Annotated in this window: 14 protein-coding genes and 3 other RNA genes; 4 read left to right on the top strand and 13 right to left on the bottom strand. The window is 67.9% G+C overall.

Translation table 11 applies throughout. The features are described 5' to 3' along the window. The first annotated feature begins 16 nt into the window (after nt 1–16). Both ABQU90_RS18020 and ABQU90_RS18015 read left to right on the top strand, forming a co-directional pair. Nucleotides 17–307: a DUF2782 domain-containing protein gene (locus tag ABQU90_RS18020; protein WP_055846968.1), complete on the top strand. Its 291-nt coding sequence runs from the start codon at nt 17–19 to the stop codon at nt 305–307. A 241-nt stretch (nt 308–548) separates the two neighbouring features. Beyond that, nucleotides 549–625: non-coding RNA, sX9 sRNA (locus tag ABQU90_RS18015), on the top strand. A gap of 4 nt (nt 626–629) precedes the next feature. Here ABQU90_RS18015 and tssA read toward each other — a convergent pair. The 11 genes from tssA to tssK all read right to left on the bottom strand — a co-directional run bounded on the left by tssA (nt 630) and on the right by tssK (nt 22,668). After that, nucleotides 630–1,673: a type VI secretion system protein TssA gene (gene tssA / locus ABQU90_RS18010; protein ID WP_323523136.1), complete on the bottom strand. Its 1,044-nt coding sequence runs from the start codon at nt 1,671–1,673 to the stop codon at nt 630–632. A 52-nt stretch (nt 1,674–1,725) separates the two neighbouring features. Further along, nucleotides 1,726–1,802, bottom strand: a non-coding RNA gene (locus ABQU90_RS18005) — sX9 sRNA. A gap of 62 nt (nt 1,803–1,864) precedes the next feature. Then, the gene (locus ABQU90_RS18000) at nt 1,865–9,454 is read right to left on the bottom strand and encodes a two-partner secretion domain-containing protein (protein WP_323523135.1); all 7,590 of its coding nucleotides are present in this window, start codon (nt 9,452–9,454) and stop codon (nt 1,865–1,867) included. 11 nt (nt 9,455–9,465) lie between these two features. Next, nucleotides 9,466–11,145 (bottom strand): ShlB/FhaC/HecB family hemolysin secretion/activation protein, encoded by a 1,680-nt coding sequence (locus ABQU90_RS17995; RefSeq protein WP_323519886.1) that lies wholly within the window; start codon nt 11,143–11,145, stop codon nt 9,466–9,468. After that, a complete protein-coding gene (locus tag ABQU90_RS17990; RefSeq protein WP_323519888.1) occupies nt 11,142–11,579 on the bottom strand; it encodes a hypothetical protein in 438 nt (145 codons plus the stop codon). The genes ABQU90_RS17995 and ABQU90_RS17990 overlap by 4 nt, the downstream gene beginning before the upstream one ends. Then, nucleotides 11,576–15,262 (bottom strand): protein kinase domain-containing protein, encoded by a 3,687-nt coding sequence (locus ABQU90_RS17985; RefSeq protein WP_323523134.1) that lies wholly within the window; start codon nt 15,260–15,262, stop codon nt 11,576–11,578. Before ABQU90_RS17985 ends, ABQU90_RS17990 begins: the two co-directional genes overlap by 4 nt. A gap of 4 nt (nt 15,263–15,266) precedes the next feature. Further along, entirely contained in the window at nt 15,267–15,983 is a 717-nt protein-coding gene (locus ABQU90_RS17980; RefSeq protein WP_055846949.1) for a PP2C family protein-serine/threonine phosphatase, read from the bottom strand. Continuing rightward, complete coding sequence (gene tagF / locus ABQU90_RS17975) at nt 15,980–16,555, bottom strand: type VI secretion system-associated protein TagF (protein WP_323523133.1); 576 nt, start codon at nt 16,553–16,555, stop codon at nt 15,980–15,982. The genes ABQU90_RS17980 and tagF overlap by 4 nt, the downstream gene beginning before the upstream one ends. Next, complete coding sequence (gene tssM, locus ABQU90_RS17970; RefSeq protein WP_323523132.1) at nt 16,552–20,082, bottom strand: type VI secretion system membrane subunit TssM; 3,531 nt, start codon at nt 20,080–20,082, stop codon at nt 16,552–16,554. The genes tagF and tssM overlap by 4 nt, the downstream gene beginning before the upstream one ends. Then, nucleotides 20,079–21,329: a type IVB secretion system protein IcmH/DotU gene (icmH, locus tag ABQU90_RS17965; RefSeq protein WP_323523131.1), complete on the bottom strand. Its 1,251-nt coding sequence runs from the start codon at nt 21,327–21,329 to the stop codon at nt 20,079–20,081. The genes tssM and icmH overlap by 4 nt, the downstream gene beginning before the upstream one ends. A gap of 4 nt (nt 21,330–21,333) precedes the next feature. Next, nucleotides 21,334–22,668, bottom strand: coding sequence for a type VI secretion system baseplate subunit TssK (gene tssK / locus ABQU90_RS17960; protein ID WP_055850177.1), 1,335 nt, complete (start codon nt 22,666–22,668; stop codon nt 21,334–21,336). Nucleotides 22,669–22,713: 45 nt separating this feature from the next. On the opposite strand from tssK, the gene ABQU90_RS17955 reads away from it, so the two are divergent. Next, nucleotides 22,714–23,811 (top strand): hypothetical protein, encoded by a 1,098-nt coding sequence (locus ABQU90_RS17955; RefSeq protein ID WP_323523130.1) that lies wholly within the window; start codon nt 22,714–22,716, stop codon nt 23,809–23,811. 121 nt (nt 23,812–23,932) lie between these two features. Here the strand turns inward: ABQU90_RS17955 and ABQU90_RS17950 are convergent. Further along, nucleotides 23,933–24,008, bottom strand: a non-coding RNA gene (locus tag ABQU90_RS17950) — sX9 sRNA. Nucleotides 24,009–24,218: 210 nt separating this feature from the next. Then, the gene (locus ABQU90_RS17945; RefSeq protein ID WP_323523129.1) at nt 24,219–25,115 is read right to left on the bottom strand and encodes an aldo/keto reductase family oxidoreductase; all 897 of its coding nucleotides are present in this window, start codon (nt 25,113–25,115) and stop codon (nt 24,219–24,221) included. A 226-nt stretch (nt 25,116–25,341) separates the two neighbouring features. Here ABQU90_RS17945 and ABQU90_RS17940 point away from each other — a divergent pair, with 226 nt between their 5' ends. Then, nucleotides 25,342–26,223: a LysR family transcriptional regulator gene (locus ABQU90_RS17940; protein WP_323523169.1), complete on the top strand. Its 882-nt coding sequence runs from the start codon at nt 25,342–25,344 to the stop codon at nt 26,221–26,223. The last annotated feature ends 60 nt before the right edge of the window (nt 26,224–26,283 follow it).

Genomic DNA, 26,283 nt, shown 5'->3' with positions numbered 1-26,283 from the left:
AAAACGGATGACGACGATGAAGAGAGCATGTCTTTTGCTGCTGCCGTTGCTGCTGCTTGGCGGCTGTGCCACGAGCGGTGGTGGCCGCGCGGGTGGCGATGTTCCGGCCGGCGCAGATGTCACCAGCAAGACCATGGGGAATGGCGACAAGGTCGACGAATACCGCGTCAATGGTCAGCTGGAAATGGTGCGCGTGACGCCGGCCCGCGGTGCGCCCTACTTCCTGTACGACCGCGACCACGACGGGCATACCGATGCCGAGAAGGACAAGGTCAACAAGGTGTATTGGCAGTTGTATCGTTGGTGATTGGTGATTGGTGAGTTGGGAGTTGGGATTCGCAACAGCGCGGTGTGACTGCGCTTTGTTCGGAGGTGGGCGGTGGGCTGGTTGGGCTGCCGCCGTAGGGCAGTCGATAAGGCGATCGACAGTATTGCGGACATCCCTTGCTGCGGCTGCCTGTTGGGCTGAGCCGGTGGAATGGCGCTGCTCACAGAACGCTGGCGCTTATCGCTCATCGCCCAGCGGGTGCGACCGGCCTCGGTACAGCATGTCCCACGCGGGCACTTGGTCTCTGAGCGCGTTGTCCACATCCACCTGACCACTGCTCGCCAGGTGTCGTTCGCCGCGCTCAGCCGTTTTCCAGCGGGCCGGTGACGCGTTGCAGGTCGTCGATGCCGGCCGGGGCCAGTTCCTTCATCAAGGCCAGGAAATCGCAGCCCACCAGGCGCTGTGCACGCCGCAGCAGCATCGGCACCGGGCTGGAAGGTTCGCAGCGCGCGTAATAGGCGCAGATTTCATCCAGGCGACGCAGCACATCGTCCGGGCCGGCAATGGCGCCGGCCGGGCGGGCGCTGGTGGTCGCGCCGTCGTTGCCCTCGCCGGCCGGCGCCGCGTCGGCGTCCGGCGCGGCGGGGTTGGCGCTGCTGTCGCGCGCCTGCCAGTGCGGCAGCACGAAACGTTCCAGCTCGCGCAGGTCGGTCAGCAGCGGGCGCAGGTCCGGCGCGGCGGTGCCGACATGTTCGGTGAGCAAGGCATCGATGGCGCGCGCATGCGCCGACGCAGCGCTGATGGCCTGGGCGGAGGCGGCCAGCGTTTCCGGCGTGCAGTCCTGGCAACAGGCTTCGATCTCGGCCAGGCTGGGGCCGGTCTGGCCCTCGGGCAGTTTGAGGGTGCCGTTGGCCACGCGCAGGTCGCGCAGGCTGAAGCGGCCCAGCCGCGGCGATTGCACGAACGGTGCGGTGCGCAGCGCGCCAAGCAGGCCCATCGGGTCGCTCAAGCCGACAAGGGCGTTGATGCGCGAGGTCGGGTCGTTGTCGTCGTCGGCATCCAGCTGTGGGTGCACGCTGTCCCAATGCTGGTCCAGCAGGCCGTGGATCAGCGCCAGGGTGTCGGCCCAGCCCGGCAGGCCGCGCAGGCGTAACCAGGCCGCGCCCAACTTGCTGGCGATGCGCAGGTCGCGGCTGCGGCGGCTGAGTTCCAGCGCCAGCGCCTGCACCTTGTCCCAGTCGGGTTCTTCGGCGGCGATGACGCTCTCGCCCAGGGTGCGCTCGGCGCGGACGGCCGAGTCGCGCTCCAGGCGCAGGAAGTCCGGGTCGTATTCCAGATCCGGGCCGGCCGGGGCGTCGTCGCTGATCGGTGCCAGCAAGGTCTGCAGGGAAGTGTCGTCGTGCATGGCAGGCTCCATCGGGAGAGCCGCCGCGGTGGGCGGCGGCAGGGCTTAGAGTGGCTGACAAAACGTAGCGAGCAGTCGTCAGGTGGGTGTGGACGGTGCGCTCAGAACCGGAGTGTCCGAGTGGTACATGCCGATTCCGAGCACCGGCCGCGCCCGCCTGGCGGTGAGCACAGTCGTTTTGTTAGCTGCTCTTATTGCGGAGTGCAGACCGCGTCCGGGTCGCCGGCGTCGCAGGCCGGTTGCTGGTCGTCGGGCAGACGCAGGCCGGGACGGACCAGGCCGAAGGCGCGATACGGCGTCCCGCTGGCGGACAGATCGACGAAGGCGATGGTGCGGCTGGCCGAGCTCTGCGCGCGGCCGGCAAACGCCGAGGCCGGCACGTTGAAGCTGGAACCGCCGCTCAACTCGAGCAACCCGCCCTCGGCGGTGGTCGCGTTGAAGTACGCCGGTGGCGCGCCCACCGCGCCGATCACCTGGGCGCCGGTGCCGATCAGGTAGATCGGGTCCTGCTGGGTGCCGATGCGGCCGGTCGCGGAGAAATTGCCGGTGCCATCGCGCAGCGTGGCGCGGCCTTCCTGCAGCAGATCGCCGCGCACCGACAGCAACAACGCGCTGTTGCCGGCATCCACGCTGTAGCTGCTGCCGTTAGCCAGCACCAGCGTGAGGTCGCCGGCATTGGTGAGGCTGAAGCCATTGCTGGCGGTGAAATCGCCCAGCCGCACTACGCGGTTGTCGATGAAGGTGGTGGCATCGCCCAGCACCACCGGGCCACCGGCGCTGCCGCTGAGCAGGTTGGTGCTGAGGGTGCTGCCGGCGCGCTGGCGAATGCCGGCAACCGCCTGCAGCCAGGTGGTCGCAGCGCTGAGCTGACCATCCAGCAGCAACGCATCACCACTGCGCAGCCGCAACAGGTTGCCGCCATCCACGCGCCCGCTCACCTGCAATGCGCCGGCACTGAACAGGTCCAGGCTTTGCGCACGGAAGTCGCCGAGCGTGCCGATGGCATTGCCGGCGCTGGTCAGCGTGGCCTCGCCCGCGGCGCTGCCGCTGAGCTGCGCTGCGCGCAGGCTGCCGCCGCTTTGAGTGATGGCACCGCCGCTACGCACGCTGAGGTTGCCGGCGCTGCTGATGTCGTGCCCCAGCTGCATGCCGCCACCGCTGCTCAACGCCACCGCGTTGCCGGCAATCGCACCGCTGGTAGAGAGCTGGCCGCCGGCCTGCAGCGCGACCGCACCGCTCGCCTGCACCGCCACGGCCAGGTCGTTGCGATCGACCAGCGCGATGCTGCCGCCAGTGGCCTGCACGCTGCCCTGGAAATCGTTGCCGGCATCGGTGAGCACGATGGCGCCGCTGCCCGCATCGAGCACGCTGTTGCCGACGACGATCAACGCGCCTTGCTGGGTGATGCCGGCATCGGTGGCCGCCGGCGTGGGCAGCGCCTGCGCGAGAATGCGTGCAGCCGGTGCAACGCCGCTGCGCGCGACCAGCGTGCCGCCGATGCGGCCCTGACCCAGATTCAATGCCTCGCCACTGCTTGCCTCCAGCGCGGCGACATCCACGTTGCCGAGCGTCAGCGCATTGCGGTCGCGTACGCGGGTATCGCCACCGCGGAGGTTCACTGCCGACTGGAAATCGTTGCCGGCATCGGCAAGCGCGATGGAAGCGCCGGCACTGTCGATGCGGGTGACGCCGGTGACGGTCAGCGCAGCGGTCTGCGACAGCCCACCGCCGTTGCTGGCGGCGTCCAGATCGCCATTGACCAGGCCGAAGCCCAGGTTGAGCGCGCCGGTGCTGGCGACATCGAGCGCGCCGGTGTTCAGCGCACCCAGCGTCAGCGCAGTGGCAGCACGCACACGCGTGGCACCGCCGCTGAGCGCGAGCAGGCCCTGGAAGTCGTTGCCGGCCGCATCCAGCACGATTGCGCCGCTGCCGGCATCGACCACGCTATTGCCTGCCACCTGCAGCGTGCCCGCACGTTGGGTGATCGCCGCGTTGGTGCTGCGCACTGCCAGATCGCCCGACGCAGCGATGGTATTGCCAAGCACGATGCCGTCGGCGCCGGTCAGCTGCACATCGCCGCCACGCAGCGCACCGACCGTGGTGAGGGTACCGCCGCGCGCGATCAAACTGAGCGCACGGGTACCGGTGTCGATCGTGGTAGCCGGCAGCAGCAGTGCACCGCCGGCATCCAGCGTTACCGCGCCAGTGCCGGTGCTTTGCACGCTGGCGAGCTGCAGGTCGTTACCGTCGACCAAGGCGATGCCGTCGCCGGTGGCGGCGACTGCACCGACAAAATCGTTGTTGGCGTTGGTCAACGCAATCGATCCGTTGCCGGCATCGAGCGTGCTGGCGCCGGTGATGCTGAGCGCGTTGGTCTGCGTAATGACACCGCCGTTACTGATGGCGGTCAGTGCGCCATTGACGCTGCCCTGGCCGAGATTCAACGTGCCGTTGCTGGTGACGGTGAGCGCGCCGGTGTTGAGCGTGCCCAGGGTCAGTGCGTCGCTGTCGTTGAGCTGTACGACGCCACCAGTGAGGTTCACTGCACCTTGGAAATCATTGGCGCCGTTCAAGGTAATGGCGGCAGTGCCGGCGTTGACGGTGGTGAGGCCGCCGACCAGCAATTGGCCGCCGCTCTGGTTGATTGCGGCATTGGTGGTGCGCAGCGTCAGCGCGTTGCCGGCGCTGATGGTGTGCGCCAGGGTCAAGCCATCGCGTGCAGTGAGCACGACGTTGCCGCCGCTCAGCGCGCCACCGGTGCCGAACGCGCTGCCGGTGGAGGTGAGCGTCAAGCTGCCGATACCGGCGGAGATCGCCGATGCAGGCAGGTTGAGCGTTTGCGCAGTCAACGCGATGTCGCCGTTGCTATTGCCGTTGATCGAGGAGACGTTCAGCACGCTGCGATCGGTCACGGCGATGCCGTTGCCGGTCAAGCCGACGGCGCCCTGGAAGTCGTTGTTGCTATCGGTCAGCACAATCGCGCCGCTGCCGGCGTTGATGGTGCTTGCGCCGGTGACGGTGAGCGCACCGGCCTGGGTGATGGCGCCGTTGTTGCTGGTGGCGGTCAAGCTGCCGGTGGTGCCGGTACCCAGATTCAACGCACCGTTACTGGTGGCGGTGAGCGCGCCGGTATTGAGGCTGCCCAGGCTGAGCGCGTTGGCATCGACGATCTGCGCCGCGCCGCCGGCGAGGGCGACCGCGCCAATGAAGTCGTTGGCATTGGTCAGTACGATCGCGCCGGAGCCGGCGTTGACGGTGGTAATACCGCCAACCAGCAATTGGCCGCCGGTCTGGTTGATTGCGGCATTGGTGGTGCGCAGCGTCAGCGCGTTGCCGGCGCTGATGGTGTGCGCCAGGGTCAGGCCATCGCGCGCAGTGAGCACGACGTTACTGCCGCTCAGCGCGCCGCCGGTGCTGAACGCGCTGCCGGTGGAAGTGAGCGTCAAGTTACCGCTGCCAGCGGAGATCGCCGATGCAGGCAGGTTGAGCGTTTGCGCAGTGAGCGCGATGTCGCCGTTGCTATTGCCGTTGATCGAGGAGACGTTCAGCACGCTGCGATCGGTCACGGCGATGCCGTTGCCGGTCAGGCTGACGGCACCCTGGAAATCGTTGTTGGCATCGGTCAGCGCGATCGCACCGCTGCCGGCGTTGATGGTGCTTGCGCCGGTGACGGTGAGTGCACCGGCCTGGGTGATGGCGCCGTTGTTGCTGGTGGCGGTCAGCGCGCCATTGACGCTGCCCTGACCAAGATTCAACGCACCGTTACTGGTGGCGGTGAGCGCGCCGGTATTGAGGCTGCCCAAGGTGAGCGCGTTGGCATCGACGATCTGCGCCGCGCCGCCCGTGAGATTCACCGTGTTGCTGAAATCATTGCCGATGTCGGTCAGTGCAATCGTGCCGCTGCCGGCGTTGATGCTGCCAACCCCATTAACGCTGAGCGCACCGGTCTGAGTGATGGCGCCGTTGTTGCTGGTGGCGGTCAAGGCACCGGTGCTGCCGGTGCCAAGATTCAACGCACCGGTGCTGCTGACGGTGAGTACGCCGGTGTTGAGCGTGCCCAGGGTGAGCGTGTTGGCATCGACCACCTGCACGGCGCCGCCGGCCAGATTCACCGCGCCGGCGAAATTGTTGGCGCTGTCGGTCAACGTGATGCTGCCACTGCCGGCATCGAAGCGACTGCTGCCGCTGACGGTCAGCGCGCCTTGCTGGTCGATGTCGGTGTTGCTGCTGTCGACCAGCAGGCTGCCGACGCTGCTGTTGCCCAGGGTGAGCCGATCGCGATCGACCACCTGCACGGCGTTGCCGCTCAGGCCCACGACACCGCGAAAGTCGTTGTCGCTCGTAGTCAGGGTGATGTTGTCGGTGCCGGCCGTGAATTGCGCCGCGCCACCCACCTCAAGCCCGCCGGTCTGGGTGATGCCGCCGCTGGCGCTGGTGGCGGTCAGCGAGGTGGCCACGCTGCCCTGCCCCAGATCCAATGCGCTACCGCTGCTGACCGTGAGCGCGTTGGCGGTGAAGCTGCCCAGGGTCAACGCGCTGAGCGCGTTGATCTGCACCGCGCCACCGGTCACCGACAGCGCGCCGGTGAAGGCGTTGGACGCGCCGTTCAACGCCACAGCGCCGCTGCCGGTATTGACCGTGGTGGTGCCATCGATGGCGAGCCTGCCGGCAAGCTGGGTGAGCGCAGCGTTGGTGGTGCGCAGCTGCAGGTTGCCGCTGCTGGTGATGTCATGCGACAGCGTGATGCCCGTGCGCGCGTTGAGGCTGACATTGCCGCCGCGCAATGCGCCATTGGTGGCCAAGCTGCTGTTGTCCGAACGCAGTTGCAGCGTGGCGCTGCCGGTGTCGATCGATTGCGCCGGCAGGCTCAGCATGCCGCCTGCGGTGAGCGTGACCGCGCTGTTGGCGGCGCTGACCAGCGAGACGATGGACAGGTCATTGCGATCGTAGATGCCGATGGCGCCGCCGGTCACGTCGAGTCCGGCGGTGAAATCGTTGCCCGGACCGAGCAAAGAGATCGCACCGGTTCCGGCGTTGACGGTGCCTAGTGCGCCAGCGCTGATCGCCCCACCGCCCTGGGTGATGGCGGCGTTGGTGGTGGTCAACGCCAGCGTGCTGGTGGCATCGATGTCGTGGTCCAGGGTCAGCCCGTCGCGAGCAGACAGGTTGATCTGATTGGCACTGAGCGCGCCCTTGGTCGCCAGCGTGCTGCCCTGCGCGCTTAGCCGCAGATTGCCCGCGCCAAGGTCGATGGCCTGCGCTGGCAGCAACAGGTCGGCGCCAGCGGTGAGGGTGACATCCCCGCCGCTACCGGCGGTGAGCGAGGTCACGCTGAGCGTGTCGAGATCGCTGACCGCGATGCCGGTGCCGACCAGGGTCAGCGCGCCCTGAAAGTCGTTGCCGCCGTTGCCCAGCGAAATCGCGCCGCTGCCTGCATTGAGCGTTGCCGGGCCGGTCAGGGTCAGTGCGCCGTTCTGGGTGATCGCGCCACCGTTGCTGGTCGCAGTGACGAAGCCGCCGATGCTGCCCTGGCCCAGGTTCAAGCTGCCGTGGCTGGTGGCGATGAGCGTGTTGGTGGCAATGGCGCCCAGGGTGAGTGCGTTGCTGTCGTTGACCACCGCCGTGCTGCCGGTGAGCGAGACCGCGCCGCCGAAATCGTTGCCGGCACCGCCCAGGCTGATGGCGCCGGTGCCCGCTGCCGCCGTGGCGTTGGTGGTGCCGGTGACAGCGAGCAGGCCGGCGGTCTGGGTGATGGCCCCGGTGTCGCTGGTCAGCTGCAGGTTGCCGCCGGCCTGGACGCTGTGGCCAAGGTTCAGTGCATCGCGCGCGCGCAGGCTCACCTGGTTGCCGGACAGTGCGCCCCCGGTGCTGAGCCCGCCACCGAGCGCGCTCAGTGACAGCGCGCCGGTGCCGGTGGCAATGGCCTGCGCGGGCAAGTTGAGCGCGCCGCCTGCGGTGAGCGTAATGGCGCCGTTGCTGCCGTTGGTGAGCCCGACGATGGTGAGAGCGTTGGCATCGCGTACGGCGATACCGTTACCGGTCAGCGTGAGCGCGCCAACGAAGTCGTTGCCGCTATCGCTCAGCGCAGTGCCCCCGTTGCCGGAATCGAGCGTGCTGGTGCCGTTCACCGTCAACGCGCCTGTCTGGCTGATCTGCCCACCATTGCTGGTGGCGCTGAGCGCCCCGGTCACCGCACCATTGCCGAGATTCAACGCACCGCTGCTGGTGGCGGTGAGGTTGCCGGTGGCCAGCGTGCCCAGGGTCAGTGCGCCGCTGTCGCTGATCTGGGTGGTGCCCCCGCGCAGGCTGACCGCCTGCTGGAAATCGTTACCTGCAGTGGTCAGCGAGATGGCTCCCGTGCCGGCCTGCAGATCGCTGGTGCCGGTGACGGTGAGGCCGGCGTTGCCAGCCTGCTGGATCGCGCCATTGTTGCTGGTGGCACTGAGCGCGCCGGTCACCGTGCCGCTGCCAAGATTCAGCGTGCCGGTGCTGGTGGCGGTGAGGTTGCCGGTGGTCAACGTGCTCAGCGTCAATGCACCGCTGTCGGTGATCTGGGTGGCGCCACTGGTGAGGCCGACACTGCCGCCAAAATGATTGCCGCCATCGCTCAGCGTCAGCGCCTGGTTGCCCAGCGAAAAGGTGCTGGTGCCGCCGACCGTCAGCGCGCCCTGTTGCGCCAGGCCGATGGTGTTGGTCAGGCCCAGGTTGCCGGCCACCTGCAGGAAGCCGAGGTTGGCGATCTTGTTGGCGCCGCTGAAGCTGGCATTGCCGCCGATGCTGCCGGACACGTTGCCGGCGGTGAGCACGCCGCCCTGCTGTACGGCGACGTCAGAGACATAGCTGATGGCACCGCTGCCGACATCGATACTGCCATTGCCGACGATGCCGTTGCTGCCGGCGCCGTTGGCCACCAGCGAGACGCTGCCGTCGCTGCCGCCGGCAAGTGCTGCAGCGCGGACGACGCCACTGTTGTTGACCAGCGCGTCGAACACGCCCTGTGCTGCGCGTGCGCTCAGGGAGATGGTGCCGCCGGGTGCGATCAGGCTGCCGGAGTTATTCACCGCGAACGTGCCCTGCGCGAATTCCAGCGATTTGTCGATGACCACGCCAAACCCACCGCTCTCGAAACTAAGGGTGACCTTGTCGGCGCCGGCCAGCGTGATGTTGCCGGCGTTGGCGGTGATGGTGCCGCTGTTGAGCACTTCGGCGCCGATCAGATTGACCGCGCCGGCGGCGGCGGTAATGGTGCCGGCATTGGACACCCGGGCGATCCCACCGTTTGCATCAAAGACGTCGTTGCCGTTGATGAAGTTGATGTCCTGGGCCCCCAGGGTGGTGGCGACCAGGCCGCCGACATTTACCTGCGCGGTATTGCCGAAGAGGATGCCGTTGGAATTGAGCAGGAACACCTGACCATTGGCGGTGATGTTGCCGAAGATCTGCGTGGGATTGCCGCCGATGACGCGATTGAGGATCACCGAGCTCGCAGAGGGCTGGTTGAAGCGCACCGTGGCGGCCGAACCGATATCGAAGCTCGTCCAGTTCAACGCCATGCGCGAGCCGGTCTGGTCGATCACCTGCGTTGTGCCGTTGGGCGCATTGATCGTGCCGGTGCCGCCCACGATGCTGCCGCCGGTGGGCAGCTGGGTGCTGGCAACCTGCGCCATCGCCGGTGCGCTGAGCATGAGTGCGGCGGCCAGCGCCAGCGCAAGCGGCGATCGACGCAGCAGGCGTTCGGAGGGGCGGGCTGCAACGGTGGAAGCGGTGTGGTTGGCGTGCATGCGCAGATCCCTCAGAAAGTGAAGCCGAAACGCGTGTAGATGCGGGCGTCGTCGCGTCCATCGGACGCATTGCGGCGTCCGGTCGGCAGGGCGGCCGTGAGGCGCCATTCGAAATTGGCGTACTGCGGCAAGCGGAAGGTGAAGCCGACACCGGCGGCGTCGAAGCTGGTTGGCGCAGCGACGCCATTGGCCGCAAACACGCGGGCGTGATCGGCGAACACGTCCAGCTCCAGCAGTTCGCGCCACGGCCGGCCATTGAACGGCGAGGCAGCATCGGCAAAACCGGGCGCATCGACGTGATATTCCAGCGCGGTGTAATAGCCGAGATCGCCCAGTGCATCGGACACCGGATAGGCGCGCACGCTGTCCGGCCCGCCCACCGCAAATTGCTCCAGCGGCGCCAGCGTGTCGCTGCTGTATTGGCCGCTGAACTTGAAATACAGGCGTTGGGTGCGGGTGAGGTATTGCAGGCGCGTGTACGACAGCCGCGTCAGGGTGAAGTGGCTGTCGCGGTCGGGGCTGACCAGATCCGGGTCGGCCGAGCCATCGCGCAAGGCCTGGCGCACGCTGAGCTGCAGCAGGTCCACCCCGCGCCAGCGCAGATCGGTGCGGCGCAGCGAGACGCCGAGTTCGGCCACGTCGAAGGATTGGTCCGACAGCGTGATGCCGGCGGCATCCAGCCGCGATTTTTCGCGCAGATACCGCGCCGAGCCTTGCAGCTGCAGCAGATCGTGATTGATGAATTTCCAGTCGGCGCCGGCATACACCACCGAGGTGGGGCCCTTGAGGCCGAGCCGGGCGAACACGCCGTTGCGTACCTCCAGCTCGCTGCGGCTGGCGCCGACCACCGCGCTCAGGCCGGACACCTGCCCCACCGGCAACGCATACGACAACGCGCCGATCTGGCTCTGCCGCGGCGCCAACGAATAAGCGTAGTTGGCGGCGAACACGTCGCCCAAGCCCAACGGGCTGTTCCAGGTGATGCCGGCCTGGGCGCGATAGCGGCCGGTGAGTTCGGTGCCGTAATTGTTGCCGCCTAGGCTGATCACATACGGGCGCGCAGCTTCGCTGGCGACCAGTACCACATCGGTTTCGCCGGCGTTCTGGCCCGGTTGCAGCACCGACGACAGCGACACGCCCGGCAGATCACGCGCGTACAGCAGCGCGGTGTCCACGTCCTGCTTGCGCAGCGGGCGGCCCTGCAACTGGCGCAGCGGCGCCGACAAGGTGGTGCCGCGATAGCGCGCGGCGCCTTGCACGGTGACCTGGCCGATGCGGCCTTCGAGCACGCGGATCTCGATCAGTTGGTCCGGGCCGGGCGTCTGCGCCGGCAGGTAGGCGGTGCTGACGATGAAGCCGGCTTCGCGATAGGCGCGGGTGACGGTGTCGGCCACCGCCTGCAGCTGGTCGAAGCGCAGCGCCACCACCGGCTGGCCTTGCGCCAACGCGGCGAACGCGGCATCAGCCACCGCCTGCACGCGCGCCGGGTCGATACCGGCCTCCGGATAGTTGCCCACATCGCGCACGCGGAATCCGCGTACCGGCAAGGTGACAACGGCATCGCCGCGGTCCTTCATCGCCGGCAGCGCAGCGCCGCCTGCGGGCGCGCCATCGGAGGCGCTGTGGTCCTGCGCCCACGCAGGTGCGGCCAGCAACAGGCACGCAGACACCGCCGCGGCCAGACACGTCATACGCATACGTCACTTACCCCTGAAAACATCCGTTGTTGCGCATGCCCGACGTGCTGTGCTGCGCATGCGGACGTGTGCACGCCCGCATGGCGATCGGCATGGTTGCGCTCGCCCCTGACTGAACGCCGGTCGAACCCGGACGTACATTTATGGAATGTTAGCAACATTAATGCGACGACGGTCACTGTTACGACAATTGCCGTGGCACGCCTGCGCAATCGGCTGGCGCGATCATGCTGAAAGGGCGGGCTGGAGCGGTCGTCGAGCGACCGCGGCTGCGGGTTGCGCAAGGTCGCGCCCTGCGCCTGGCGGGCGGCGTCCAGCACGCTGCGCCGCCGGGCGCGGTACTGCGCGCGATCGATCTGGCCAAGCTGGTGCGCCTGGGCCAGCGCATGCAGCTGGGCGTTGGCCGGGTGCTGCGTGCTGCCGCTCATGGCAGCTCCCGCAGCACGCGAAAGCCAACGTCCGGCTGCGCCGAGCCATTGTCGGCGCGGCTGGCCTGCACGGTGCAATCGGACCAGTAACTGGCAAAACTGCCGCCGCGGGCTTGTACGCCGGCGCCGCTGGAGACCCATTCCCACACATTGCCGGTGAGGTTGATCAGCCCCCACGGGTTGGCATCGCGGCCGCGCGCCGACACCGGTGCGCGCACCGCATCGGTGGCGCTGGCGGTGGGCGGTACGCAGTTGCTGTCTTCGGCTTGCCGCCAATTGCTGGCAGCCTGCGCGGCATGCAGCCATTCGGCATCGCTGGGCAGGCGGTAGCGCCAACCGCCGCTGCCGATGGTCAGCCAGCGCAGATAGGCGCGGGCCTGGGTCAGGCTGATGTTGCGCACCGGCGCGCGCGCCAGCTCGGGCGTGCTGGCGGCCTGCGCGGTGCAGCGGCCGGTGGCCTGGCAGAACAGGTTGAAATCGGCCACTGCCACTTCGCCGCGCGACAACGCATACGGCGTGCCGCCGTCGATGCCGGGCACCACCACCAGCATCGGGCCGCGGGTGTCGCCCAGCGTGTCGAAACAGGCGGCGCCACGGCCGGGCAGGCCGGCACCGCCGCACGGGTCCGGGCCGGTCGGAACCGGAGGCAGGCTGGCGTCGTCATCCACGCTGGTGGGCAGTGCGGCAGCGGCCGTGGTGCTGCGGGCCGCACCGGTGGTGGCCGTGGTGGGCTTGGCGGTGGATCTGCCGCGCGTCGATTTTGGTGGCGACGCGGCAGCCGGTGCGTCGGTAGCGCTGCCGGCGGGCACGCTGTCGGATGCGGGCGCATCGACGCCAGGCGCACGTTGCAGCCGCGCGGACAACGCGCCTTCGGGCAGTTGCCCGGCGGCTTTCATCTGCGCTTCCAGTTGCGCCATCGCGGTGGCATCGCTGCGATACAGCGCCTGCAGGCGCTGACCCAGTTGCTGGCGCTCGGCGGCCGGCAAGGTGCCAGCAGCCATTACCGCGGCGGCGACGGCATAACGCGCCTGCGCACTGCGTAGCTCGGCGCGTTGACCCAGCGTCTGCACCCCCTGGGCAAGCAGGTCGGCGGCCTGCGCATAGCGCCCTTGCGCAAAGGCGTCGCCGGCGTTGTTGCGATACACCTGCGACAGCAGTTGCGGGCCCTCGCTGCGCAGCAACGGATGGTTGGGCTGCAGCACGCGAATACGCGCCAACGCATCGCCGGTCTTGCCCAGATCGTTGGCGGCGGCGGCACGCCGCAGCGACTCCAGCCGACCGGCCAGTTCGGCCTCGGCACTTTCGCGGGCGAGCGCCTGCTGCAGCTGCTGCTCCAGGGTGTGCAGGCGCGTGCGTTGCGCCAGCAGCGCGCCGGACTGCGGTGCCAGCTGCAGACCGAAGCTGACCAGTGCCTGCGCGCCCGCCAGTTGCGCCGGGTCGGACTGGGCGGCGACCAGGCCAGCGATGGCCTCGGCCACTGCGCCCTGTTGCGTGCTGCGCTCGGCCGCCGGCAGGGCGGCCAATGCCGCAGTCACGCGGTCGCGCCACGCCGCATCGGTGCCAGGCTGGGCCAGCGCGGCGGCCAGCGTTTGACGTGCGCCAGCGGCATCGCGCGGCGCCGCAGCCACCGGCGTGCGTCGGGCTTGCTGTTCGGCCACTGCAACCTCGGCGCTGCGCAACTGCAGACGCAGCGAGTCGGGGAAGGCCGCACGTGCCTGATCGCTCTCGGTCCGCGCGGTGCTGAGCTGGCCTGCCGCAACCGCCTGTGCAATGGCGGCATCCAGCCGTACTTCCAGCGCGGCGTGATGCAACAGACTGCTGGCCGGGTCGATGCGGCGCACCTGGTCGAGCGTGGCCAGCGCGTTGTCGGCCTGGTTGCGGAACAGCAGACCGGCGTCGAGCTGGCGATTGAGCGTGGTGTCGAGCGCGTTGAGGCGCTCGTTCTTTTCGCGCTCGATGGTCTGCCGGCGCGCATCCAGCGACGGCGAATACAGCCGCAGCCGGTCGCGCAGCGCAAACACCTGCAACGCGCCGTGATAATCGTTGCGGCCGTTGGACGGATTCCACACTGCATCCAGACGACGCAGCAGGAAATCTTCGATCAGATCGCTGCGGTCGGTGAGCAGGCGGCGGCGGTCGTCCGGCTCCAGGCTGGACAGCGCCTGCATGGCCTGGGTTTCGTCGCGATAGCGCTGCGGGTCCTGCGCACCGAAACGTGCGACCACCTCGGCCAGATGCTGCTGATGCAGGTAGCGCTGCACGCCCCACCCGCCCGTGCCCAGCACCGCCAGCGCGGCGGCGCCGTAACCGAGCATGGGCAGTGCGCGTTCGCGCAGCGGCACCTGGCGCAGGCCATCGAGCAACTGATCCACGCGCTTGAGACGCTGGCTTGCGGGGAACGCGACGGCGGCGCACAGCGTGGCGTACTGGCGCCGGGTCAGGCCAGGCACCGGTGGCGGGCGGCGGCCATCGCGCAGCGCCACTTCGGCGCTGAGTTTGTCGAACGGGTGCTTGCCGGTGAGCAGTTCGAAACACACGCAACCCAGCGCGTACAGATCGTCGGCCGCGGTGGGCGCCTGCCCGCGAATCATTTCCAGGCTGGCATAGGCCGGCGTCAACGCACCGAGCGTGGCGGCATCGAACACGGTCTGTTCGCCGGACACATCGGCGGCGTGTTTGCCGGCGCGTGCGATGCCGAAGTCGAACACCTTGGCCACGCCTTCGCGAGTGACCATGACGTTGCCGGGTTTGAAGTCCGAGTGCACCACGCCGGCGGCATGCGCGCGGATCAGCGCGCGGCCCATGCCATCGATCAGCGGCCACGCCTGCTTGAGCGGCATGCCGTTGTAGGCCTGCTCGCGGATCAATGTTTTCAGGTCGCTGCCGTCGATGTACTCCATGGTCATGAAGACCAGGGTGCGGTCCTTGTCGAAGTCGTACACCCGCACGATGTTGTCGTGTGCGAGCTTCTGCGAGCGCCGCGCTTCGCGTTGCAACGCGACCAGCGAATCGGGATGACGGCGGAATTCGTCGCTGAGCACCTTGATGGCCAGCCACGGGTCGCGGTCGCGCGCTTCCACCTTGCGCTCGTCGCGTGCCAGATACACCACGCCCATGCCGCCGCGTCCGAGTTCGCGTTCCAGCAAGAACCGTCCCTTGAGCAAACTGCCGACGCTGGCGTGGTCGCCACCGGCCGCCTCGGCCAGGTGTTGCCAACTGGACAGGCTGGCAGTGCCTGCGGTGCCGGTGCCGGTTTGCGTGCCCACGCCCATCTGGGTGCCCAGGCCCAGGCTGGTGAGGCTGGGCACATCGCCGGGCAGCGGCTGCGCCGGTTGCACACGGGTGATGTCGTCTTCGACCGGCGCCGCAGTGCGGCGCGGCATCACCACGGTGGCGTCGTCGTCCGCTGGCGGCGCGGCGATTGCCGCGGTTGGCGAAATTGCTGGCGGCGCTGGCGATGCGACAGCGTGCAAGGCATCCAACCGATGCATCAACGTGGTGACGGTGACATCGTCCAGCAGTTGCTGGCGCTGCAGTTGCGACAGCGTTTCCACGCCGTCGCGGTATTCGGCATCCGGCACGGCCGCGCGCTTGGCCAGCGCGGCCAGCACGGCCTCCAGATTCAATGCGCCGGTGCGCATGGCGGTGACCAGTTCGGTCACGGTGGCAGTGTCTTGGTGCATGCGCTCACTCCTGCAGGCGGACGACGACGGCGGTGACGTTGTCGCGCGCCGCCCTGCCCATCGCCAGTTCGAACAACCGCGCCAGCAACGCGCGGGGATCGCCGAAGCGATGGCATTCGGCATCCAGCTCCGGGTCGGGGATTTCCTTGTTGATGCCGTCGCTGCACAGCAAAAATTGCGTGCCCGGCAGACTCGGCAGCAGCACCCAATCGACGAACAACGGCTCCTGCGCGCCGACCGCACGCGTGAGCACGCCGGCAGCTGCGGCGGCGGCCTGGGCACTGCCGAACTGGGTGACGTCCTCGCGCACGCCATGCACGTGATCGCGGGTGAGCTGGCGTAGCGGGCCGCCGTGTTGCGCATAGATGCGGCTGTCGCCGACCCAGCCGCACAGCATGAAATCCGGGTCGTGCACCAGCACCACCACGGTGGTGGCGATCATGTCCACGCGGCGTTGCCGCGCGACCTGCAGCAGCTCGGCGTTGATCTGCGCCAGGGTGTCGTCGATGGCGTCGAGAAAGTCGCACAGGTCCGGTGGGCGCACCAACGCGCCCAGCCGCTGCACCAGCAACTGGCTGGCGTAATCGCCGGCGCTGTGGCCGCCCAGGCCGTCGGCCACCACCCACAACCCGGCGTCGTCGCGCAGCAGCAGCGCGTCTTCGTTGAGCCGGCGCACCTTGCCGGTTTCGGTGTGCCCGGCCGATTGATAGAACGCGCTCATCGGGTCACCTCGGTGATGTCCACATCGGCCAGCAGCCAGTCGAGATAGCGTTCGGCTGCGGGCAGGCCGTCCAGCGCCTGCACAGCGCCGCCCAGTGGCCACCACAGCGACTGGCCGTGCGCCGGTGCATGCGTGGTGGATGACGTGGCAGGCACCGCGAGCGCGCGCACGGCGGCGTCGAAGCTCACCGCATCGGCGCGTGCGCGCAGTGCACGGCCCAGGCACGCCGCCAATGCGCCAAAGCAGGCGTGTGTGGGCAGGCAGGCATGCGGCAACGGCATCGCCACGACCAGCGGGAAGCAACGCCCCACGCGGTCTTCGCCCGGGCCAAGCACGCCGGCCCAGGCCTGCGGGCCGCACACGCCCGGCCCCAGGGCGAACGCGCGCAAGCCGCTGCTGCGATAGGCGCCGGGCCAACGCTCGCCGAGCTGCTGGCGCACCGTGTCCAGGCAGCTGGCAAAGTGCGCGTCCCACGGCTGCACAAAGCTGGCCGGCAAGCGCCGCTGCACGAAGTCGCCCACGCCGGGCAACTTGCCGTGGAAGCCAATCTGATCGGTCGCGGGCATGTTCATCCGCCGCACGCAAACTGCTGGACGTCGCTGTCCAGAAACGGATGGCGCAAGTTGCCTGCGCGCAGCGGCACCTGTACGTCGTGGCCACCGAGCGCGAAGCTGGCGACGAAGCGCAGATCGGACGGATTTTCCAGATGCCCGGCCTGCAGCGCGCGAAACAGCGCCCAGTCGCCTTGATAGTCGAGCGTGCCCAGCGCCACGCCATCGGCGCCGAAGGCGGCAATCGAGACATGCCCCGGTACCGGCCCGGGCCAGATCATCGGCATGCTCTGCGCCGCACCGGGTTGGTAGTCGTAGCGCTGGCCTTCGATGTCCAACGTCAGCCGGGTGACGCCCTCGCCCAGCGTGGGCGCCAGCACGGTGAAGCCGATCTGCGGGGTGGGCCCGCCGCGAAAATATTTCTGCCGGATGCGCTGTGCCAGTTGCAGCTGTACGGGCAGGCCGGGCGCGCCGACCACCGCATCCGGGCCTTGTTTCCAGCGCCATTGCGGCGCCTGTGTGTCCAGCAGCGGTTGCACGGTGCCGGTGTAGAGCGCATCCAGGCGCCCACCGGTACCGAACAGTTCGCCAAAATTCTGCAGCGGGATATCGACCTGCGCCGTTGGGTCGAAGGGGTAGCGGCCGCGCACGAAATCGCTGCACACCTCGCCCACCGATTGGCGCACCTGTGCATCCAGCGCGGCGCGTGCGCCCTGCGTCATCAAGGTGGCGCTACTGCCGGCCAGGGTTTGCAGCCAGTCGGTCACCGGCGGCGGTAGCTGCGCCATTTCCTGCCGGGCCACTGCCAGCTGCGCGTTGGCAGCCGCCGCATCGCCGCCGCCTTGCGACACCACCAGCAACTGCTTGCCCAGTTGATCGAGCACGCTCAGCAGATGATCCAGCGGCGTGGCACCAGGTGCGCCGGCAGTCAGCGCGTTGAGCGCCAGAAAGTGCTCGCTGATCGCCGCGCCCGGCACCGGTGCGTTGGCGGCGGCAGGGTCGGCCGGGGTGGCCAACGCCGCGCTCATCGCCGCGCCGCCCGGCAGCTTTGCCGCTGCCGCGTTGGCCTTGGCAGCCCCCTTGCCGGCCGCTGCAGCCATGGCGCGCTGCGCCGGGTCTGCCGGCGGTGCGCGGTCCATCGCCTGGGTGTGTTCGCCGACCACACCGAGCAACAGCCGCAGCGGCGAGCTGGGGCCGGCCAGTTTGGCGGCAGTTGCGCTGGCAGCGGCCAGATCGGCGGCCGGGCGCAATTGCAGATCGGCCAGCAGCGCATCCCAGTAGCGGATGTAGTCGGCGGCGTAGCGCTGGCCCACCTCACGCACCAACGCGGCCTTGGCGGCTGCATCCAGCGGCGCGCCGCCGAACACCCAATCGTCGTGCCCGAAGCGCTCCACCGCCTGGCCGATGCCATCGCGCTGCAGACCGGCAAACACCGGCTGGGTGTACAGCGCCGGCACCGCGGTGGACAGCGCGGTGCCGCTGCGCCGCACGAAGGTATCGGCAAGCAAGCCCAACGCCTTGTCCAACCGCAGCGGAGTGCCGGCCGGCGGCGTGAGCAGCAGGTTGCCGTAGATCAACGTAGACAGATCGGCCGCACGCAGGCTGGCGCGCGCCTGTGCGATGCGCTCGCCGTCCAGCGACAGCGCGCGCACGCGCTCGGGCGCATCGAGCAAGGCCTGCAACTGCGTGCTCAGCGCTTGTTGCTGCGCTACGTCGCGCGGAAACAGTTTGCCGGCCTCGATGGCCGCCAGCGCGCTGAGTTGTGCCGCATCCAGATGCTGCGGCTGGCCGAGCATGAGGTAGCCCTTGAGCGTGTAGTACAACGCCTGCGGCGCCTGCGCGTTGTCGACCAGACCATTGCGAAAGCGCACCGCCAGCGCCGGCAACAAGGTGGCATTGAGCTGGCGCAGATAGCCGGCCTGCACTTCATCGCCAAGCGCGGCGCCCTGGAACAATCCCATCCGCAGCGACCACGGCGTGCGCGCGTGGTACTGCCGTGCCACCCGCACCACCGCCTGCGTGGCAGCGGCCTGCTGCAGCGTGCGCGTCACGTACTCGGGCATGGCGGTGGCGGCATTGGGATCTGGCACTGCCGGGCGTGCATCCAGCGCCTGACGTACCTGTTCGAGATAGGCGCGATTGCCCAGATAACTGACGCTCAACCCGGCCAGCAGCGCACCACTCAACACCGCAACGCCCACATAGGCGGCCGCCTGCAACCACGCCATGCGGCGCTGCTGCGTGTGCGGGGTATTGGCCAGCCCGGATTCGCGCAGCACCACCTCGCGCAGCAATCGCTCGACAAAGAACGTGCGGCGTTGCGCGCCCGGGGCATGCACCCGCGCATCGTCCACACCGAAGGTGCGTGCCACCGCGCCCATCATGCGATCGATCGGCGTGCCTTCCTGCGTGCCGGAGGTGAAGTACACCCCGCGCAGCAGTGGTGCCGGCCCGTAGGCGTTGCCGGCGAAGGTACCTTCGACAAACTGCCGTGCACGCTCGCCAAGCGCGGCGACCTGCTGCGGAAACGACAGGATCGCCGCACGCCGCAAACGGTCGCGCTCCAGATTCAGACGCTCGAACAGGCGTGCGCTCAACTGCTGCTGCAGCAGGTTGAATTCGTCGGCAAAACCACGCGCGGCGCGTCCATCGAGCGTGTGCGCCAGCGGAAACGACATGCCCCAGACCTGGCTGCGCTGCGCAGGCGTGAGATCGTCGAAGAACTCGCCGAAGCCACCGACCAGATCGCACTTGGTAAAGATCAGGTACACCGGCACGCTGGCCTGCAACTGCTCGGCCAGCTCGTCCAGGCGGCGACGGATCGCCTGCATGTGCGTGTCGCGTTCGCCATCGTCCAGCAGCAACAGGTCGGACATGCTCATGGTCACCAGCACGCCATTGAGCGGCCGGCGTGGGCGATGGCGCCGCAGCAACCGCAGAAAGTCGCGCCAGGCGCCGGCATCGACGGCTTGATCGGAATCCTGCGTGGTGTAGCGCCCGGCGGTGTCCAGAAACACCGCTTCGTCGGTGAACCACCATTCGCAATCGCGGGTGCCGCCCACTCCGCGCAGCGCGGCATCGCCCATGCGCGCGGCCAGCGGAAACTGCAGGCCGGAATGCTGCAGCAAGGTGCTCTTGCCCGAGCCGGGCGGGCCGATCAGCGCATACCAAGGCAGCGTGTACAGATCGCTGCCGCCGCGTCGCTTGCGCAACAGTTGAATGGCTTGCTGAAAGCGCGCCTGCAACTGCGCACGCTCCTGCCCGCTGCGCAGTTCGCGGTCGTCATCGCGCCCCGGGGCGGCCAATGCGCTGGACAAACTGCCGGCGCGCCGCTGCGCGCGCCAACGCCGCCATGCCAACACCCCCAGCCACACACCGATCAAGGTCACGATTGCCAACAGCCGTGCCGCCACACCGGTCAGCGGGCTCCAGCCATCGATGGCGACATACGGCCCGCCCACCCACAACAGCAACGACAGCAGGCACAGCGCCAATACGCTCACCACCAACGTGGCACTCAGCTTGGACAACAGCGTTTTCATCGTCATTCCCCAGGCTGAAACAGAATCTCGACGCGGCGATTGCGCGCGCGATTGGCCGGCAATTGCAGTGGCTGCGCCACCGGTTGCGAGTCGCCGGCGCCCAGCGCTTCCACCCGCCCCGGCGTGCGCAGATGCGTGCGCAACAGCTGCGCCACCGCGTCGGCACGCGCGCCCGACAAGGCGTAGTTGTCGGCAAAGCGCAGCGAGCGCACCGGCACATCGTCGGTGTGCCCGACCACGATCACCCGGCCCGGCAATTGATCGATTGCCGCAGCGATCTGTGCGATCAGGCCACGTTGGTCCGGCTCCACCTCGACGCCGCCGGAGGCAAACATCGCCGCGCTGCTCAAGCGCACGCGCGTCTGCGCATCGGCCTGCTCATCCACGCTCAGCAGACCGGCGCGTTCCTGGGTCGACAGCAATTGTTTGAGGCGCACCTGCGGCGGCGGCAACGGGGTTGCATCCGGTGGCGTGGCCGGCGCCAGCCCCCATTGCGCGACCTGCGCACTGATCGGCGCCGACAAGGCGTTCAAGCGCGTCTGCATCCACACAAAGGCCACCACCAGCACGCTCAGCCCCAGCAGCGCAGCGGCCCACAGCGGCAAGAAGCGACCCAGCCGGCGACGGTCTTCCACCCCGCGCCAATGCGGCGCCAGACTGTCCGGCGCGGCGCCGCGCGCGGCGCGGATACGGCGGAACAGGTCGTCCTGAATCTCGCCGAGCTTGGCCAGCCCGCCGGCTTCGATCTGATAGCGGCCAACAAATCCCAGCGCCAGGCACAGATACATCAGTTCGATCAGGTCCAGATGCCGCGGCACATCGGCGCAGAGCCGCTCCAGGATCTGGAAGAACTTGGCGCCACCGTACGACTCGCTATGAAAGACCACCAGCAAGGTCTTCTGCGACCAGCCGCTGCGCTCGCCCCACGGTGCATTGAGCACCGCCTCGTCGAGCAAGGCGCACAACACGTAACGCGCGGCGGTGACCGCTTCGACCGGCGCGCCGCCATCGCGGGCACGTTGCTCGAAGCGGCGGATCTGCGCCATCACCTGCTCGCGCAGACGGGCCACGTCGGGCAGTTGCGCGCTGTGGCGCAATTGCACCGCCAGCAGCAACAGCGGCGTGGCCGCCTGCACCAACGGGTTGACGCTGCGGCCCAGCAGCTCGCTGATGTCGGCGTCTTCGGCAGCGACCGGGTTGGCCATTGGCGGCGCGACCAACGCGGCATCGAAGTCGGTAACGGGACGGCTCATGCGTTCAACTCCGGATCGCCCACAGTTGCAGGTCCAGCCCGGCAAATTCGCTGCCGAAGTGGAATGCGATGCCGCCAGAGGTCTTCAGCGTTCGCCACAACGCGGCGCTCTTGTCGAACTCGAAATACAGATAGCCGGCGTGGTACGGAATCTGCCGCGGGGCCACCGCCATCGGCGTTGCGACGATGCCGGGCAACTGCAGATTGACCAGATCGCGGATCTGCTCCACCGGCCCGATCTTGGCGTGCGCAGGCAGCTGCCGGCGCAACTCTTCGCTGGGCATGTCGGCTTTTGCGGCAAGCACGAACGCGGCGCTGTCCAGCAAGGTCGGGTCGGGCACCATCGCCACCCACACCCCGAATTTGCGTGCCTGCATCGGCAACGGGGTGGCGGTCTGTTCGAGTACCGCGCTCAGACTGGAGCGCAGTGCGCCGATCACCGGCTCGAAGCTGTCCTGCTGCGCCTCGTGCCGGTAGGCCGGCCATGCCGGCGGGCGCTTGCCCGGCGCGGTAAATGTGCTGAGTTCGCCGGCCAGCGCCACCAGCGCACGGAACAGTTCTTCCGGGTGCGCCAGTGGTGCAGCAGCCCAATGCGCAATCTGCGGCTGCCAGCGGTTGACCACTTGCAGTAGCAGGAAATCGGCGATGTCGGCAGCGCCGCCGCGATCGGTGAGCGTGACCCGCGCCGCCAACGCCTCGCCGCGCTGATGCAACAAGCCGAGCAGTTCGGTCAGAAACGTGGTCAGCCTTGAGGCGGCCTGGCACACCATCGCGCTGGGAATGAAGTGCGGGTCGAGGATCACCTGACGGTCCGAGCGCGATTCGATGATGCGTGCCACTGCAATGCGGTCCAACCCGTCCAGTGGCTGCGATTGCGGCAGCAGACGCGTACTCAGCCCGCCGACTTCCATCAGCACCGCCTCGCTGGTGCTGCCCGACGCATCGCCGCTTTCGGTTTCACGTACGCGGTAGCGGAACAACTGATCGGCCGGCGATTCCGGGCGCCCCAGTTCCGGCTGCGCAGGCACCCGCAACGGCAACGTGAGATACACGATCTGATCGCGGCAGTTGGGGTCTACCTCCAGCGCCATCGGCAGCGGGTCGTCGCCGGGCATCGCAAACGGCGTGCCGTCGGCAAACACGCCGCGCGCACGCCGCAAGCCCAGCTTGCCCACCGCCAATAGATCGGTTTCCCATTCCAGCTCGCTCAATCCCCAGGCATACGGCCGCAACCGTGCCGCACGCAGATCGACGTAGCGCTCCAGGTACCGCTCCTGCTGCTGCAGATGCTGAGGGCGCAGAAACAGCCCCTCGCTCCACACGACCTTGTTGTTCTGCATGATCCACTCGCTAGGGAAACGCCGCGCGCCACCGCACGGCGTGCCATGCGCGATCGTCATGTTGTTGGTCGGTTGCATGCCGCTGGCGATCGCGATGGCTGCAGTCGCCAGGCCCCGATGGATCGCGTCGATGGAGCGATTCTGCGGCGCACCTGCCAGGCGCACCCGTCAAAATGTCTCAGGCAATCGACTGCCATCCAAGACATCGGTACGCTCTGGCGCACCCGCACGGCAGACACCACCAAAGGTGCCATGCGCTGCGGATTCGTCGCTGGGGAGAGCGCCTTGATCGTGGTGTTTGTTGTCGAAAAGCGTCCCGTCACGCAAGGCTGCGGCTTCATTGCGGACTTTTGCTTGATCTGCCGCAACGCCCGGGTATTCGAGGTCCAGCGCGTCGGCCTGGCATGGTCGATGTTTGGCCTGCGTCTTGGCGCGGCGACCTACACGCATAAACATCAGGTGTGCCAACACTGCCGGCAAGCACTCCCGCACGATCCAGCGTGGTTCACGCAACGCGCGTCAACGCCAGAGACCGTCGACAGATTGATCCACATCACGCAGCCGGCGCTCGCCGTACGCCATGCGCGCCGGTTGAAGATCGAAGAGCGGATGCGCGACTCGGCCGCATCGCTGGATCCGGCGATACGCGCCGACCTGTTGCACGCCCCTTTTGTACTGCTGTCCCCGCAGCTTGATCAGCGCTTTGCGACCACCCAACTCGATTGGCGGCAACTGGCGGCACTGGTGTTTGGCCTGCCGTGCGCGATCCTGCTCCTGCTGCCCATCGAGTTCCTGCTCGAACGCGTCGGCGTCCCCATTGCACAGACTGGCCCGTGGATCGCGTTTGCCGCGTTCACTGCCTATGTGGGGCTGGTGCTGTGGGTATTTCGACGGGCACGCAAACAGTTTTTTGAGCGCGAGATTCTTTCAGCGTTCGCACTTGCCGTTGCCGGGCTTTCCCCAAGCCGCGAAGAACTGACGCTGGCGCTGGTACACCATCGCAGCGGCCCGCTGCGTCATTGGCGCCGCCTCACGCCTGCCTGGCTGGATACGATTGCCCGGCTGCCTGCACCCGCCAGGTGGCCTGCGCAACTTCAGGCGTCGTCGGCCGACGCGGATGCGCGCTGGCGGCGGCCGGCGTGATGGCGCGCTGTTGCCCGACCTGATTGCGACAGCCGCGGGTGGAGCAGCGGCGCGGCTGGCGATTCGATGCGTGCCGCGGTGAGCTTGCCCCCTGCGTTTGAATGGCGCTGCGACTGAGAGCGGCAAACACTACGTCGCGAGCAGTCAGCAGGTGGGTGTGGACGGTGCGGACGAAGCCGAGTGGACGCGTGGACCATGCCGCACCGAGCACCACCCGCGCCCGCCTGGCGGTGAGCACAGTCGTTTTGCTAGCCGCTCTTGGCAAGACCACCGTTGGCCTGCAACGCACTGACACCGTCATGATCGTCAGCGCTGCAGGCGTTTGCCACGCACGCCACCAGGACGCGCCTGGCGCCTCATCTTGCAGTCTCTGAAACCGTTACTTGAGGCGGCGCATCCGGTTTTTCTCAAGGGGAGCCGCTGGCCTCGGCCTCGTTCGCAATACCGTCGAGCATTGCCACCTGCTCTGCGGACAGGCTCAGCTCGGAAGCGGCGAAGTTCTCCCACAGATGAGGCACGGAGGAGGTGCCGGCGATCACCAGGATGTTCGGCGAGCGTTGCAGCAGCCAGGCAAGCGCCACCTGCTTCGGGCTTGCGCCGACCTGCTTGGCGACGGCCGACAGTCGGTCGGACTGCAGCGGTGAAAAACCGCCCAGCGGAAAAAATGGAACGTAGGCAATGCCTTGTTGTGCAAGCGAATCGATCAAGGCGTCATCGTCACGCTTGACCAGGTTGTAGTGGTTCTGCACACACACGATCTTGGCCAGCGACTGCGCCTGTGCGATTTGCCCTGCAGTGACGTTGCTCAGACCGATATGCCGAACCAGGCCCTCGCGCTGAAGCTCGGCCAGGCACGCAACCGGCTCGGCGATGGAGCCCTCGTCGGTCTGCATCGGTGCGCCCAGCCGCAAATTGACCACATCCAGTGCCTCCAGGCCGAGACTGGCGAGGTTGTCGTGCACCTGCCGCTTCAGGCTTTCGGGCGAGAGATCGATGTTCCAGGAGGCATCGCTTCCCCGGCTGATGCCGATCTTGGTGACGATCACCAATTCGTCGCTGTAAGGATGCAGCGCCTCGCGGATCAGTGCGTTGGCGATATGCGGCCCGTAGAACTCGGCCGTATCGATGTGATTGGCACCTGACGCAACGGCCTGGCGTAAAACCGACAGCGCCGCAGCCTTGTCGCGCGGCGGTCCCCAGACGTGCGGGCCAGGCAACTGCATGGTTCCGTACCCCACCCGCTTCAGGCTGAGGGGTGTGCCGGGCAGGGTGAAGCTGCCACCAAGACGCGTTGTGCTGTGCATGGGATGTCCTTGGATTGCGTGAGCGGAATGGCTGTGCCGGATCTCCCCGGGAGCGGGGCTACAACGCGCTGCGAAACCGCGCCACTGCGGCGCGCTGACTGCGGCGATGAAAGACCTCGGCTGCGAGGCGCATGGCCAATCTACGGGCGCCGCGCCTGTGCGACAATCGGGTACAAACTGGACAGCCTGTACGGAAATTCGAACAATGAGTAGCCGCCTGGCAGAGATGGAGGCCTTTGTGCGCGTTGCGCGGGCAGGCGGTTTTCGCCAGGCCGCCAAGAGCGCGGGCGGCAGCGCCTCCAACCTCAGCGATGCGATCAAGCGCCTAGAATCCTGGCTCGGCGTGCGGCTGTTCAACCGCACCACGCGCAGCGTGGTGCTGACCGACGCGGGCAAGGCATTGCTGGCACGCGTCGAGCCTGCCTTGATCGAACTGGATGGCGCCAAGGACGTGATGAGCGCGTTCCGCAACACACCAACGGGCACGCTTCGGCTCAACGTGCCGATCAGTGCCGCCAACCTGGTGATGCCGCGGATCATTCCACCGTTCATGGCGGCGCATCCGGATATCAGCGTGGAGATCCTGACCGAAGAAAGTTTTGTCGACGTCGTTGCTGCCGGATGCGATGCGGGCATTCGCTACGGCGAGCGGCTGCAGCAGGACATGGTTGCCATCCCGATCGGCCCACGTGTGCAGCGCAGCGCCACCGCCGCAGCGCCGGGCTATCTGACGCGACGCGGCCGGCCGACGCATCCCCGCGCGCTGGTCGACCACGACTGCATCCGTGCCCGCTTCCCAAGCGGTGCGATCGCCGATTGGGAGTTCGAGCGCAACGGTGAAGTGATCACCATTGTTCCGCGTGGGCAATTGCTGGTGGAAATCGGCGGAGGGATCGAGCTTGCCATTCAATCGGCGATCGCAGGCAGCGGGATCATCTATCTGTTCGAGCAATGGCTACAGCCGCATCTGGATTCCGGCGCGCTCGAACCGGTACTCCGCCCGTGGTGGCAGCCGTTTCCGGGGCCGTACCTGTATTACCCCAATCGCACTCTCACCCCGCCGCCGCTCAGGGCGTTCATCGAGTTCGTCAAGCAGCTGCCGGACTGAGCGTGCGCGAGGCGCGGGCGAACTAGTCGCCGAACAGGCGGCGTTTCGTAGGAGCGTGCC

Origin of the sequence: Xanthomonas sp. WHRI 10207 (assembly GCF_040202975.1) — a bacterium.
GTDB lineage: Bacteria > Pseudomonadota > Gammaproteobacteria > Xanthomonadales > Xanthomonadaceae > Xanthomonas.
This window is presented reverse-complemented; position numbering and strand designations above follow the sequence as displayed.

What these genes read in the sequence shown, in the direction of transcription:
- ABQU90_RS18020 (WP_055846968.1), top strand. Translation starts at nt 17, where the DNA reads ATGAAGAGAGCATGTCTTTTGCTGCTGCCGTTGCTGCTGCTTGGCGGC.
- tssA (WP_323523136.1), bottom strand. Translation starts at nt 1,673, where the DNA reads ATGCACGACGACACTTCCCTGCAGACCTTGCTGGCACCGATCAGCGAC.
- ABQU90_RS18000 (WP_323523135.1), bottom strand. Translation starts at nt 9,454, where the DNA reads ATGCACGCCAACCACACCGCTTCCACCGTTGCAGCCCGCCCCTCCGAA.
- ABQU90_RS17995 (WP_323519886.1), bottom strand. Translation starts at nt 11,145, where the DNA reads ATGACGTGTCTGGCCGCGGCGGTGTCTGCGTGCCTGTTGCTGGCCGCA.
- ABQU90_RS17990 (WP_323519888.1), bottom strand. Translation starts at nt 11,579, where the DNA reads ATGAGCGGCAGCACGCAGCACCCGGCCAACGCCCAGCTGCATGCGCTG.
- ABQU90_RS17985 (WP_323523134.1), bottom strand. Translation starts at nt 15,262, where the DNA reads ATGCACCAAGACACTGCCACCGTGACCGAACTGGTCACCGCCATGCGC.
- ABQU90_RS17980 (WP_055846949.1), bottom strand. Translation starts at nt 15,983, where the DNA reads ATGAGCGCGTTCTATCAATCGGCCGGGCACACCGAAACCGGCAAGGTG.
- tagF (WP_323523133.1), bottom strand. Translation starts at nt 16,555, where the DNA reads ATGAACATGCCCGCGACCGATCAGATTGGCTTCCACGGCAAGTTGCCC.
- tssM (WP_323523132.1), bottom strand. Translation starts at nt 20,082, where the DNA reads ATGACGATGAAAACGCTGTTGTCCAAGCTGAGTGCCACGTTGGTGGTG.
- icmH (WP_323523131.1), bottom strand. Translation starts at nt 21,329, where the DNA reads ATGAGCCGTCCCGTTACCGACTTCGATGCCGCGTTGGTCGCGCCGCCA.
- tssK (WP_055850177.1), bottom strand. Translation starts at nt 22,668, where the DNA reads ATGCAGAACAACAAGGTCGTGTGGAGCGAGGGGCTGTTTCTGCGCCCT.
- ABQU90_RS17955 (WP_323523130.1), top strand. Translation starts at nt 22,714, where the DNA reads ATGCGCGATCGTCATGTTGTTGGTCGGTTGCATGCCGCTGGCGATCGC.
- ABQU90_RS17945 (WP_323523129.1), bottom strand. Translation starts at nt 25,115, where the DNA reads ATGCACAGCACAACGCGTCTTGGTGGCAGCTTCACCCTGCCCGGCACA.
- ABQU90_RS17940 (WP_323523169.1), top strand. Translation starts at nt 25,342, where the DNA reads ATGGAGGCCTTTGTGCGCGTTGCGCGGGCAGGCGGTTTTCGCCAGGCC.